The organism is Streptomyces sp. NPDC090077 (assembly GCF_044747545.1).
Taxonomy (GTDB): domain Bacteria; phylum Actinomycetota; class Actinomycetes; order Streptomycetales; family Streptomycetaceae; genus Streptomyces.
Genome location: NZ_JBIVEG010000006.1, coordinates 283,736 through 296,043 on the forward strand (window position 1 = coordinate 283,736; position 12,308 = coordinate 296,043).

The 12,308-nt window shown below is 70.8% G+C and carries 13 protein-coding genes; 2 read left to right on the forward strand and 11 right to left on the reverse strand.

Features of this window, described 5'->3' with window-relative positions; genetic code table 11:
- Nucleotides 1–12: 12 nt before the first annotated feature.
- Genes mqnP through ACIPW5_RS13750 form a run of 3 tightly spaced genes read right to left on the reverse strand, consistent with a single transcriptional unit; the run spans nucleotide 13 to nucleotide 2,860 of the window.
- Nucleotides 13–936 (reverse strand): menaquinone biosynthesis prenyltransferase MqnP, encoded by a 924-nt coding sequence (gene mqnP, locus ACIPW5_RS13740; RefSeq protein ID WP_401244270.1) that lies wholly within the window; start codon nucleotides 934–936, stop codon nucleotides 13–15.
- Entirely contained in the window at nucleotides 933–1,406 is a 474-nt protein-coding gene (locus tag ACIPW5_RS13745; RefSeq protein ID WP_401244272.1) for a hypothetical protein, read from the reverse strand. The genes mqnP and ACIPW5_RS13745 overlap by 4 nt, the downstream gene beginning before the upstream one ends.
- Nucleotides 1,403–2,860 (reverse strand): menaquinone biosynthesis decarboxylase, encoded by a 1,458-nt coding sequence (locus ACIPW5_RS13750; protein ID WP_401244274.1) that lies wholly within the window; start codon nucleotides 2,858–2,860, stop codon nucleotides 1,403–1,405. Before ACIPW5_RS13750 ends, ACIPW5_RS13745 begins: the two co-directional genes overlap by 4 nt.
- 90 nt (nucleotides 2,861–2,950) lie before the next feature.
- Here ACIPW5_RS13750 and ACIPW5_RS13755 point away from each other — a divergent pair, with 90 nt between their 5' ends.
- Together ACIPW5_RS13755 and ACIPW5_RS13760 are read left to right on the forward strand one after the other, a co-directional pair.
- Nucleotides 2,951–3,304 carry a PLD nuclease N-terminal domain-containing protein gene (locus ACIPW5_RS13755; RefSeq protein WP_401244276.1) on the forward strand — a complete coding sequence of 118 codons (354 nt, stop codon included), beginning with the start codon at nucleotides 2,951–2,953 and terminating at the stop codon, nucleotides 3,302–3,304.
- An 80-nt stretch (nucleotides 3,305–3,384) separates the two neighbouring features.
- On the forward strand, nucleotides 3,385–3,930 hold the full coding sequence (locus ACIPW5_RS13760; RefSeq protein WP_401244278.1) for a hypothetical protein: 546 nt from the start codon (nucleotides 3,385–3,387) through the stop codon (nucleotides 3,928–3,930).
- Here the strand turns inward: ACIPW5_RS13760 and ACIPW5_RS13765 are convergent.
- From ACIPW5_RS13765 to hemL, 8 genes are all read right to left on the reverse strand, one after another.
- Nucleotides 3,906–4,409, reverse strand: coding sequence for an SRPBCC domain-containing protein (locus ACIPW5_RS13765; RefSeq protein WP_401244280.1), 504 nt, complete (start codon nucleotides 4,407–4,409; stop codon nucleotides 3,906–3,908). The genes ACIPW5_RS13760 and ACIPW5_RS13765 overlap by 25 nt on opposite strands.
- Nucleotides 4,410–4,434: 25 nt before the next feature.
- Nucleotides 4,435–5,523 (reverse strand): c-type cytochrome biogenesis protein CcsB, encoded by a 1,089-nt coding sequence (gene ccsB, locus ACIPW5_RS13770; protein ID WP_401244282.1) that lies wholly within the window; start codon nucleotides 5,521–5,523, stop codon nucleotides 4,435–4,437.
- Nucleotides 5,520–7,250, reverse strand: a complete 1,731-nt coding sequence (locus tag ACIPW5_RS13775) for a cytochrome c biogenesis protein ResB (RefSeq protein WP_401244284.1) — start codon at nucleotides 7,248–7,250, stop codon at nucleotides 5,520–5,522. Before ACIPW5_RS13775 ends, ccsB begins: the two co-directional genes overlap by 4 nt.
- Nucleotides 7,251–7,263: 13 nt before the next feature.
- On the reverse strand, nucleotides 7,264–8,046 hold the full coding sequence (locus ACIPW5_RS13780) for a cytochrome c biogenesis CcdA family protein (RefSeq protein WP_401244285.1): 783 nt from the start codon (nucleotides 8,044–8,046) through the stop codon (nucleotides 7,264–7,266).
- 4 nt (nucleotides 8,047–8,050) lie between these two features.
- Complete coding sequence (locus ACIPW5_RS13785; protein ID WP_401244287.1) at nucleotides 8,051–8,695, reverse strand: TlpA family protein disulfide reductase; 645 nt, start codon at nucleotides 8,693–8,695, stop codon at nucleotides 8,051–8,053.
- A gap of 66 nt (nucleotides 8,696–8,761) precedes the next feature.
- Nucleotides 8,762–9,976: a hypothetical protein gene (locus tag ACIPW5_RS13790; protein WP_401244288.1), complete on the reverse strand. Its 1,215-nt coding sequence runs from the start codon at nucleotides 9,974–9,976 to the stop codon at nucleotides 8,762–8,764.
- A 192-nt stretch (nucleotides 9,977–10,168) separates the two neighbouring features.
- Nucleotides 10,169–10,843, reverse strand: a complete 675-nt coding sequence (locus ACIPW5_RS13795; RefSeq protein WP_401244290.1) for a histidine phosphatase family protein — start codon at nucleotides 10,841–10,843, stop codon at nucleotides 10,169–10,171.
- Nucleotides 10,840–12,162, reverse strand: a complete 1,323-nt coding sequence (gene hemL, locus ACIPW5_RS13800; protein ID WP_401244292.1) for a glutamate-1-semialdehyde 2,1-aminomutase — start codon at nucleotides 12,160–12,162, stop codon at nucleotides 10,840–10,842. Before hemL ends, ACIPW5_RS13795 begins: the two co-directional genes overlap by 4 nt.
- Nucleotides 12,163–12,308: the final 146 nt, after the last annotated feature.

The window sequence follows — 12,308 nt, forward strand, 5'->3', positions numbered from 1 at the left end:
GCCGCACGGTAGCTAGACCGTCAGACCACGCACCACCAGATCGGCCAAAGCGCACACGAACAGGGCGATGCCGATGAAGCCGTTGACCGTGAAGAACGCGCGGTTCAGGCGGGACAGGTCGTGCGGCTTGACGATGGTGTGCTCGTAGAGGAACGCCGCAGCGACGATCACGAGGCCCAGCCAGAGGAAGGCGCCGCCGTCGGTGAGGACGGCGTACCAGGCCAGCAGGGCCGTGGTGACCACGTGGCAGCCGCGGGCCCCCCACAGGGCGGCCGGGACGCCGAAGCGGGCCGGGACGGACTTGACGCCGTCCGCGCGGTCGGAGTCCACGTCCTGGCAGGCGTAGATGAGGTCGAAGCCGCCGATCCACACGCCGATGGCGAGACCGAGGACCACCGCCTCCCAGGACCACTCGCCGGTGATCGCCAGCCAGGCGCCGACCGGCCCCATGGCCTGGGCCAGGCCCAGGATGGCCTGCGGGAAGTTCGTGAAGCGCTTGCCGTACGGGTAGACCACCATCGGGATGACGGCGACCGGAGCCAGCGCCAGGCACAGCGGGTTCAGCAGGGCGGCCGCGCCGAGGAAGACCACCAGCGCGATGCCCGCGCCGGTCCAGGCGGACCGCACCGAGACCGCGCCCGTGACGAGCTCGCGCCCGGCGGTGCGCGGGTTGCGGGCGTCGATCTCCCGGTCGATGATCCGGTTGGCGGCCATCGCGAAGGTCCGCAGGCCCACCATGCAGACGGTGACGAGCAGCAGCTCGGTCCAGTGCATGCGCCCGTCGAGCCGGTACATGGCCGTCAGTGCGGCGATGTACGCGAAGGGCAGCGCGAAGACCGAGTGCTCGATCATCACGAGCCGCAGGAAGGCCTTGACCCGGCCCGTGGCCTGCGGCGCGGGGCCCGGTCCCGGGAGGGCTTCGGCGGCGGAGGTCATGCCAGGCTCCTGCGGAATTCTTCGAGGTCGGCGCGGAGGGTGTCCACCGTCTCCGGGGTGAGCTCCAGGGTGAGCGCGGGAACCTCCTCGCCCTCCGGCGGGGTGATCCGGGCCAGGAAGGCACAGTCGTCGCCGGCCGGGCGGCCCTCCAGGCTCAGCACGGGGCCGGCCTCGACGGTGAACGGCTCGGCTTCGGCGAAGGACAGCTCGGCGAGCAGGCGCTCGGCGAAGTCGTCGGCGTCCGCGTCCCGCAGGCCGGGCAGCTCGAAGCCGCCGCCGCCGTCCTCCTCGTCCCACATCAGCGCCCAGACGCCGCCGGGGCCGACGAACTCCTCGGGGCTGACCCCCGCCTCCGCGGCGGCCTCGCGGACCTCCGGGTCGGCGGGGTCGAGTTCCGGCCGGACGAGGGCCACGTACGTGCTGTCGTCGCCGATGAAGAGGGCGGGGCCGCCCATGCCGATGGGGCTCACAGGCCGTACTCCTTCCAGCGGCGGTCCACCAGGGCCGCCGTCGCCGGGTCGGACTCGACCATGTCGGGCCAGCCGCCGTCGCGGGTGTAGCCCTCCTCCGGCAGCTTCTTGGTCGCGTCGATGCCCGCCTTGCCGCCCCAGAACTGCTGGTAGGAGGCGTGGTCCAGGTGGTCCACCGGCCCCTCGACCACGGTCAGGTCGCGGGAGTAGTCGGTGTTGCCCAGCGCCCGCCAGGAGACCTCGTGCAGGTCGTGGACGTCGCAGTCCTTGTCGACCACGATGATCAGCTTGGTCAGGGACATCATGTGGGCGCCCCAGATGGCGTGCATGACCTTCTGGGCGTGCTTGGGGTACTTCTTGTCGATCGAGACGATCGCGCAGTTGTGGAAGCCGCCCGACTCGGGCAGGTGGTAGTCCACGATGTCCGGCACGATGATCTTGAGGAGCGGGAGGAAGAACCGCTCCGTGGCACGGCCCAGCGGGCCGTCCTCGGTCGGCGGCCGGCCGACCACGATCGACTGGAGCAGCGGGCGCTTCCGCATCGTCACGCAGTCGATCTTCAGCGCGGGGAAGGGCTCCTGCGGGGTGTAGAAGCCGGTGTGGTCGCCGAAGGGGCCCTCCGGGAGCATCTCCCCGGGCTCCAGCCAGCCCTCGATCACGACCTCGGCGTTGGCCGGGACCTGGAGCGGGACCGTCTTGCAGTCGACCATCTCGATCCGCTTGCCCGCGACGAACCCGGCGAAGAGGTACTCGTCGATGTCGCCCGGCAGCGGCGCGGTGGAGGCGTAGGTGACGGCGGGCGGGCAGCCGAAGGCGATCGCGACGGGCAGCCGCTCGCCGCGCGCGGCGGCGACGGCGTAGTGGTTGCGGCTGTCCTTGTGGATCTGCCAGTGCATGCCGATGGTGCGCTTGTCGTGGCGCTGGAGGCGGTAGAGGCCGAGGTTGCGGACGCCGGTCTCGGGGTGCTTGGTGTGGGTGAGGCCCAGGTTGAAGAAGGAGCCGCCGTCCTTGGGCCAGGTGAAGAGCGCAGGGAGCCGGTCGAGGTCGACGTCGTCGCCGGTGAGGACGACCTCCTGGACGGGCGCGGACTCGCCCTTCACCTTCTTCGGCGGTACGTGGACCATCGAGCCGAGCTTGCCGAAGGCCTCGCGGACGCCGATGAAGCCCTGGGGCAGCTCGGGCTTGAGCAGGCCGCCGATCTTCTCGCTGATCTCGCCGTACGACGTGAGGCCGAGGGCCTTCAGGAGGCGGCGGTCGGTGCCGAAGACGTTCATGGCGAGCGGCATCGCCGAGCCCTTGACGTTCTCGAAGAGCAGCGCCGGCCCGCCGGCCTTGTTCACTCTGTCGACGATCTCCCCGACCTCCAGGTACGGGTCGACTTCGGCCTTGATGCGCTTGAGGTCGCCCTCCCGCTCCAGAGCCCGGAGCAGCGAGCGGAGATCGTCGTAAGCCATGGAGCCCAGTATCCGTCACCCCATACCCTGGAAGCGTCACCGGGGCCCCGCGCGGGCCCGTCGTCACTTCCCGGGAGTCGGTCCCACACCGTGCTGCGCTACCTGCCGTTCCTGCTGATCCTGGCGCTGACCATCTACGCCTTCATCGACTGCCTGAACACCCCGGAGGAGGAGGTCAAGCACCTGCCGAAGACGGTGTGGGTGCTGATCATCCTGCTGTTCTCGATCGTGGGCCCGGTGGTGTGGCTGTTCGCGGGCCGCAAGCGCTCCGCGGTCGGCGGCGGCGGTGGCGGCCGGGCGCGCCGGCAGCAGTGGGTGGCGCCCGACGACAACCCGGAGTTCCTGAAGTCCCTGCGCGAGGAGCAGGAGCGCACCAAGGGCGAGGACGCGGACAAGGACCCGGACGGGGACAAGGGCAAGGACAAGGACAAGGGCGGGGAGTAGGCGCGGCGGCACCGGACGTGTGACGAAAAGCGGCCGGAAAGATCATCGAACACGTTCAACACCGCTGGCAGAATCAGGCCATGCCACCGCCGCGCACCCGGCCGCGGATCCGCGTCGTCGACACGGTCCTGCGCAACCTGCTCGCGTACGGGGTGCTCACCTGCGCCCTGCTCGCCATGACGGGCGGCTGGGACCCGCAGCGACGCGACGCGGGCCCGGTCCCCGCCGTGTACGACGCCGACATCTCCGAGATCGTCGGCACCTGGCGCTGCGTCGACGGCACCGAGGTGGTCTTCGGGGCCGACGGCAGCGCCGCCGTCACCCTCCTCGACGGCCAGGAGCGCGACTACGCCGCCGGCTGGCGGCTCTCGGGCCCCGGTTCCTGGCGGCTCACCGCCGAACAGCCCGCCGGCCGCACCCTCGGCCAGCACCTGCGGCTGCGGCTGCCCGCCGCGACCGCCACCGCCGGACGCGGCGGCACCGAGCCCCCGGCCGGGGCGCCCGGACGGTACGCGTGGACGTTCGAACTGCGCCGCGACGAGCGCGGGGCGCTGGAGCTGTACTTCAGCTTCTTCCTCGGGCCCGGCCCGGCACGCGGCTCCTACGTCCTGGAGAAGGACGCGTAGGAGGCGCGCAGCTCCGCCCAGCGGGTGCCGGTCCAGGCCGCCCAGTCCGTCGGGTGCCCGACCATCGCGGCCTCCAGCCGCTCGAAGTGGTCGTGCCAGCCGGCCAGGCAGTCCAGGCGCTCCTCCTCGGAGCCGCCGCGCTCGTTCAGGAAGCGGATCACCGTCGAGTCGGTGCCCACCGCCTCCAGGTGGAAGCGGATCCGCCCGTGCTCGGAGACCGTGTACTCGGCGACCCGCTCGGTGTCCCAGGCGGTGATCTGCCCGGACACGGTGGTGCCGGTGTTCGGCCAGCGCAGGGTGACGGCCCCGCCGAGCCGGCGTTCCAGCACGTCCGCGGCGGCCAGCCAGCCGATCAGCCCCTCCGCCGTGGTCAGGGCGGGCCACAGGGCCTCGTACCCGTACGGCAGGTGCATCTCGAAGCGGATGGTCCAGCGGCCGGGCCCGCGCGGCTCGCTGGTGGCATGGCTCACAGGAGGCATACCACCAGCGTCCCACTCCCCCGGGTCAGACGCCCGCGTACGAGTGCTTGCCGCTGAGCAGGATGTTCACGCCGTAGTAGTTCCAGATCCAGCAGGCGAAGGCGAAGAGCGCCAGGTAGGCGGCCTTGCGGCCCTTCCAGCCGGCCGTGGCCCGCGCGTGCAGGTAGCAGGCGTACGCCACCCAGGTGACGAAGGACCAGACCTCCTTGGGGTCCCAGCCCCAGTAGCGGCCCCACGCGTCGCCCGCCCAGATGGCGCCCGCGACGATGGTGAAGGTCCACAGCGGGAAGACCGCCGCGTTGATCCGGTACGAGAACTTGTCGAGCGAGGCCGCCGAGGGCAGCCGCTCCAGCACCGAGCTGCGGAACTTCCCGACGGTCCGGCCCGCCTCCAGGTGGCTCTCGTAGCTGTCGCGGAACAGGTAGAGCACCGCGCCGGCCGCGCCGATGTAGAAGACCGCGCCGCAGAAGATGGCGGTGGAGACGTGGATCCACAGCCAGTAGGAGTGCAGGGCCGGGACCAGCTGGTCACTGTCGGTGTACAGCCAGGTGGTGGCGATGCCGAGGTCCAGCAGGACCGTCGTGATCAGGATCAGGCCGAGCCAGCGGACGTTCTTCTTCAGCGCCAGGAGCAGCAGGTACGCGCCGACGGCGACCGTGGAGAAGGTCACCGAGAACTCGTACATGTTGCCCCAGGGGGCCCGCTCCACCGACATCGCGCGGGAGACCACGCCGGCCGCCTCGATGAGGAAGCCGAGGACGGTCAGCGAGACCGCGATCCGCCCGTACAGGTCGCCCTTCTCCGTGCCGCCGGCCGCGCCCGGGCCGTCCGGGACGTCCCGGGTGCCCGACGCGGAGCGGGTGACGACCTCCGGCTTGTCGAGGACGGCGGTGCCGCCTCCCTTCTGCCGGACCTGGACGGCGGGGGCGCCGGCCGCCGCCTTCTGCGCCGTCAGCGCGGCGGCCGTACGGCCCACCTTGCTGCGGCTGCCGAAGACCCACTCGGTGATGTGCGCGAGGAAGGCGAGCGTGTAGACCGCCATCGACGCGTACACCAGCTTGTTGCTGAGATCGGCGAGGCTCTCGTTCGTCGCCGCCGCGAGCAGCGTCGTCATGCGCGCTCCCCTTCTTCTTCCTCTGTGTTTTCGGCCTGCCCGGCTTGCGCCGGGCTCGGCGCCCGTTCGTACAGGGCGGCGCAGAGCACCGACAGTTCCTCCGCCAGCTTCGCCGACTCGCTGCGGCCCAGGCCCGCCAGCTCCACGACCGTCGTGCCGTCCTCGCCCCGGCGGACCGCGCGGACCCAGATCCGGCGGCGCTGGATGAACAGGGACGCGGCGAGACCGCCGATGGCGACGACCGCGCCCGCGAGGGCCAGCCCGTTGGCGGGCTGCTGGGTGACCGAGAAGGTGGCCCAGCGCTCGATGCCCTCGAACTTCACGGTGCCCGCGCCGTCCGGCAGGGTCATCGTCTCGCCCGGCAGCAGGCGCTGCTTGAAGAGCTGCCCCTCGGGGTTCTTGAACTCCTGCATCTTGGAGGTGTTCAGCTGGTACACGTTCTGCGGCAGGCCCGCGTCCACGCCCAGGCTGCCGTGGTAGGCGCTCAGCGCGAGGACGGGGAAGTCCAGGGCCGGGAACTGCGACAGCATCGTGCCCTTGCCCTCACCCGCGAAGGTCGGCACGAACATGGCGTTGAAGCCGAGCTGTTCCTTCTCGCCCTTCTGGTTGCGGTAACCGTCCGGGACCTTGACCGCGCCCGAGGAGCTCAGGTTGGAGTCGAAGGGCAGCATCGGCACGGCGTCCTTGTAGATCACCTTGCCGCTGGGGTCGGTCACCGAGATCACCGGCGCGTAGCCGTGACCCAGCAGGAAGATCTTCGAGCCGTCGATCTCCAGCGGCTTGTTGACCTCGATCTCGGCCTTCTTCGGCTCCCCGTGCGCGCCCTCGCTGAAGGTGACGTGCGCCTTGAAGTCGCGCGGGGTGCCCTTCTGCGGGCCGCTCTTCTCGTAGCTCGCGTCGAACCGGTCCAGGGTGAACGAGAACGGCGGCAGGTCGTCGGAGGAGAACAGGGTGCCGGACTTGAAGTCGTCGTACTGGGTGAGCGTGTTCGCGAAGCCCTTGCCGCGCAGGACGAGCTTGCCGCCCTCGGACTTGAAGAGCTGGCCCCACGCGAAGGCCACCAGCATCACGATCAGGGCGATGTGGAAGGCCAGGTTCCCGGCCTCGCGCAGATAGCCCTTCTCGGCGGCGACGGCGTCGCCGCCGGACTCCGTGCGGAAGCCCCGCTTGCGCAGCAGCGCCTTCCCCTCGGCGAGGACCTCCTCCGGGGAGGCCTCCGTACGCCAGGTCGCATACGCCGGCAGCCGCTTCAGGACGCGCGGCGCGCCCGGCGGGCGGCCGGTGAGCTGGCCGACGAACTGCCAGGTGCGCGGGACGATGCAGCCGATCAGCGACACGAACAGCAGGATGTAGATCGCGGAGAACCACACCGAGCTGTAGACGTCGAAGAGCTGGAGCTTCTCGGCGACGGGCACCCAGAACTCGTGCTTCTGCTTCCAGTCGGCGACCTTCATCGGGTCCACCTGCGTCTGCGGGACGAGGGAACCCGGGATGGAGCCGAGGGAGAGCAGGAACAGCAGGATCAGCGCCACGCGCATGGAGGTGAGCTGGCGCCAGAACCAGCGGGCCCAGCCGATCACCCCGATGCCCACGGGGGCGGACGCGGCCTCCTCGGCCGGGGCCGTGGAGAGCTGCGCTCCGGCGGCGGCGTCGGCGGCCGCCTCGGCCGCGGCCTCGTCGGGCGCCTCGTTGGGCGCCTCGGCGGGCGCCTTGTCGGTCGTACTCATGTCCGTGTCGTCCTCAGATCCCCACCGTGAAGCCCTGTGTCCAGCTCTGCATCTCGTTCACGATGCCGGTCCACATCCCCGTCACGAGCAGCAGGCCGGTCAGGATCAGCATGCCGCCGCCGATCCGCATCACCCATGCATAGTGCTTCTTCACCCAGCCGAAAGCACCGAGCGCCTTGCGGAAGGCGAGCGCGGCGATGATGAAGGGCAGGCCGAGGCCGAGGCAGTAGACGGCCGTCAGCAGCGCGCCGCGGCCGGCGGTGGCCTGGTCGATGGAGAGCGTCTGGACGGCGGCGAGCGTCGGGCCCATGCACGGGGTCCAGCCGACGCCGAAGAGCACGCCCAGCAGGGGCGCGCCGATCAGGCCGGCCGTCGGCTTCTTGTGGAAGCGGAACTCGCGCATGGTCAGGCCCGGGATCGCGCCCATGAAGAAGAGGCCCAGGACGATCACCAGGCCGCCCATCACCCGGGTGATGATCTCCTTGTTCTCGCCCTGGAAGACGTCGCCGAACTGACCGAACAGCGCGCCCGTCGAGACGAACACGGCGGTGAAGCCGAGGACGAACAGGCTCGCTCCGGCCAGCATCCGGCCGCGCCGGGCCTCGGCGAGGTCGGCACCGCTGACGCCGGTGACGTAGGAGAGGTAACCGGGGACGAGCGGCAGCACGCAGGGGGAGAAGAAGGAGATCAGCCCGGCGAACAGGGCGATCGGCAGGGCCAGCAGCAGCGCGCCGTTGAGGACCGTGGTGTTGGCGCCGGTGACCGCTTCGGCGGCCGGCAGGAGGTACGGGTCCACCCGGTCACTGCTCCGCGAGGAGCGGGTCGATCATCGAGCGCAGCTGCTCCTCGTTGACCGCGACGAGGGTGCGGGCGGCGATCTTGCCCTGCTTGTCGAGGACGATCGTCGAGGGGATGGACTGCGCGTTGAGCGTGCCCTTGGGGAAGCGGAGCATCAGCTTGCCGTCCGGGTCGTAGAGGCTCGGGTAGGTGATCCCGAAGTTCTGCTCGAAGGCGGCGGCGTTCTGCTTGCTGTTGTCGCGGGTGTTGATGCCGACGAACGCGACGTCCTTGCCGCCGTCGGCCATGTCCTTGGAGACCTTCGCGAAGTACGGTGCCTCGGCGCGGCAGGGCGGGCACCAGGAGCCCCAGACGTTGAGGACGACGACCTTGCCCTTGAGGGTGGTGGTGTCGAGGGTCTTGCCCTCGACGGTCTCCCCGTCGAGCTTGGGGGCGTCGACGCGGTCGGCCCGGGCGACGGTGGAGATGCCGCTGGGGCCGGTCACGTAGTTGCCGCCGGCCGAGCCGGCCGACTTGCCGCCGCTCCCCGAATCGCCGCACGCGGACAGGGTCAGGGCGCTCGCGAGGGTGATCGCGGTCAGCAGGACGGCGCGGCCGCTGGTCGAGCGGCGGCTGGTTCGAGGTGAACGCGCGCGGCTAAGGCTCATGTGAAAAGTTTCGCATGACCGATTTGCGGATCTTCCGCACCCCCCAGGGGGGTGTCAATGCCCTGGTCAGGGTACGGACGGCAGGTTCCGCCAGCCGCCGGACGGGGCCTGTCCGGGCCCGAGCGTACGGAGTCCGGCCAGCACTTTCGGGTCCTGGACGTCCAGCCAGTCGGTGAACTGCCGGAAGGATACGAGCCGTACATCCCTTTTGTCCGCCATGCTTTTGAGCGCCTCCTCGACCGCGTCCATGTAGATCCCGCCGTTCCACTCCTCGAAGTGGTTGCCGATGAAGAGGGGCGCGCGGTTGGTCTCGTAGGCCCGCCGGAAGCCGCCGAGGTAGGTGGCGGTGGCCTGGGCGCGCCAGCCCGGGTAGTTGGCCGCCACTCCCCTGGTGGTGTTCCGCGACTGGTTGGCGAGGATGTTGTAGTCCATGGACAGCACCTCGAAGGAGTGCCCGGGGAAGGGCAGCGACTGCAACGGCAGGTCCCAGACCCCCTCCTTCTTCACCGGCCAGCGCTGGAGGCCGCCGGGCGAGCTGGAGTCGTAGCGCCAGCCGAGCGCGCGGGCGGTGGGCAGCAGCGCGTCCTGCCCGAGGAGGCAGGGGGTGCGGGCGCCGGTCAGCTCCTTGCGGTAGTCGAAGGGGAGCGGTTCGAGGTCGGCGAAGCCGGTGTTGGTCCGCCAGCCGGTGACGAACCCGGTCGCCTGCTCGATCTCGCTGCGCCAGTCCTCGGGGGTCCAGTGGGCGACGGAGCCGGCGCCGGAGCAGAAGTGGCCGTTGAAGTGGGTGCCGATCTCGTGGCCGTCGAGCCAGGCCCGGCGGACGTTGCGCAGGGTGCTGCGGACGTTCTCGTCCTTGAGGTAGCCGATGTCCGAGGCGCCGACGGGGTTGTTCGGGGGGCGGTAGAGCTCCTTCCTGGACTCGGGGAGGAGGTAGAGCCCGGAGAGGAAGAAGGTCATGGCCGCGCCGTGGTCCCTGGCGAGGTCGAGGAAGCGGGGGAAGAGGCCGTTGCCGATCTCGCCGGCGCCGTCCCAGCTGAAGACGACGAACTGCGGCGGCGTCTCGCCGGGCTGGAGGGGCACGGGGCGGGGCGGCTGGTGCGGCTGCGGGCCGGTGTCGGCGGTGGATCCGTCGCCGATGGCCTTCACGACGGCTATCGGCCCACCGCCGGCCGCCTCTCCCGCGCGGGGGCGGTCCGCACCGCACCCTGTGAGGCCGGCCGCGGCGGCGCCGAGTCCGAGGCCGAGCAGTGTTCTTCGCGTGACGTCGCGTACATCGCTCATGAAATGTCATATAAACGGACATTCCGCGAGCCTTGAGGGGCCGACACGACACGGTGGGCGGAACTTTTATGAAAACAGGTCAAACCGTGACGCTTCGCTGGGATTCCGCCCTGGCCCGGTTCGCCTCGAACGCCGGCGGGGCTATCCATAGCCCCGCCGGCGTTCGAGGCGCTGGGCCCCAGGGGGTCGGGGCTACGCCCCGAAGGCCTTGGACTTGCCCTTCACCGGCTTCGCCCCTGCGAGGAGGTGCACCGGAACCAGGTCCCGCGCCGGCTCGCTGTACCCCACCGACACCAGCTTGTCGTCCTGGTACGTGAACGACGTCAGCGAAGCCAGCGTGCACTGCCGCCGCCGCGGGTCGTGCCACAGCCGGCGCCGCTCCGCGAAGCTCCGGACGATCCAGATCGGCAGCTGGTGGCTGACCGCCACCGCCTCGTGCCCGCGCGCCGCGTCCCGCGCCGCCTCGATCGCGCTCATCATCCGCACGACCTGGTCGACGTACGGCTCGCCCCACGAGGGCTTGAACGGGTTCGTCAGGTGCTTCCAGTTGCCGGGCTTGCGCAGCGCGCCGTCGCCGACGCCGAAGGTCTTGCCCTCGAAGACGTTGCCCGCCTCGATCAGCCGGCCGTCGGTGGCCAGCTCCAGGCCGTGCACCTTCGCGACCGGCGAGGCCGTCTCCTGCGCACGCTCCAGCGGCGAGGCCACCACGTAGGTGACGTCCCGGTCCTGGAGGTGCTCGGCGACCCGGTCGGCCATCTGCCGGCCCAGCTCGGAGAGGTGGTAGCCGGGCCGGCGCCCGTACAGGACGCCCTCCGGGTTGTGCACCTCTCCGTGCCGCATCACGTGGACGACGGTGATGTCGCTCATGCCGTCGCCTCCGCTGCGGCGCGGGCGGCGGCCGGCAGCGCGGCCGCGATCCGCTCGACCGCACGCTCGTCGTGGGCCGTGGACACGAACCAGGACTCGAACGCCGACGGCGGCAGGTAGACGCCCTGCGACAGCATCGAGTGGAAGAACGCGTTGAAGCGGAACCCTTCCTGCTGCTTCGCGTCGTCGTAGTTGCGGACCGGGTCCGCGGTGAAGAACACCGAGAACATGTTGGACGCGGTCTGCAGCCGGTGCACCACGCCCTCCTTGCTCAGCGCCGCCGTCACCAGGCCCTGGATCTCCTTCGAGACCGCGTCGACCTTCTCGTACGCCGCGTCGTCCAGCAGCCGCAGCTGCGCGAGACCGGCGGCGGTGGCGATCGGGTTACCGGAGAGCGTGCCCGCCTGGTAGACCGGGCCGGCCGGGGCCAGGTGGCCCATGACGTCCGCGCGGCCGCCGAACGCCGCCGCCGGGAAGCCGCCGCCCATGACCTTGCCGAAGGTCATCAGGTCGGGCTTGACGCCGTCCACCCCGTACCAGCCGGCGCGGGAGGTGCGGAAACCGGTCATCACCTCGTCGGAGATGTACAGCGCGCCGCTCTCCCGGCACAGGTCCGCGAGGCCCTGGTTGAAGCCCTCGGCCGGGGTGACGACACCCATGTTGCCGGGCGCGGCCTCGGTGATCACGCAGGCGATCTCGCCGGGGTGCGCGGCGAACGCCGCCCGCACCGCTTCGAGGTCGTTGTAGGGGAGCACGATCGTGTCGCCGGCCTGCGCACCCGTGACACCGGGGGTGTCGGGCAGGGCGAAGGTGGCCAGTCCGGAACCGGCGGCGGCCAGCAGCGCGTCGACGTGACCGTGGTAGCAGCCTGCGAACTTGACGACCTTGGCGCGGCCGGTGAAGCCGCGGGCCAGCCGGATCGCCGACATGGTCGCCTCGGTGCCGGACGACACCAGGCGCACCTGCTCGACGGGCTCGATACGGGCGGTGATCTCCTCGGCGAGGGCGACCTCGCCCTCGCCGGGCGTGCCGAAGGAGGTGCCGCGGGCGACCGCGGCCTGCACCGCCCCGATCACCTCGGGGTGGGAATGGCCGAGGATCATCGGCCCCCACGAGCAGACCAGGTCGACGTACTCGCGCCCGTCGGCATCGGTCAGGTAGGGACCGGTACCGGACACCATGAACCGGGGCGTACCGCCCACGGCACGGAAGGCGCGCACGGGAGAGTTCACGCCGCCGGGGGTCACGAGGGACGCGCGCTCGAAGAGCGTCTGCGAAACTGGGGCTTCATACGGGTACGGGTAGCTCACACCAGCCATGGTCTCAGAGGCCGCGACAGACTTGCGGAGGGGCGTTTCACCGCGCCGCCTCGGGGGAGGTCACTGCCATGATGATCAGGCTGCGTGGCGGGGGCCGCGGGGCCGGGGCAGGCGCAGGCGCAGGCAATACGTGTCGGGTGGAGATA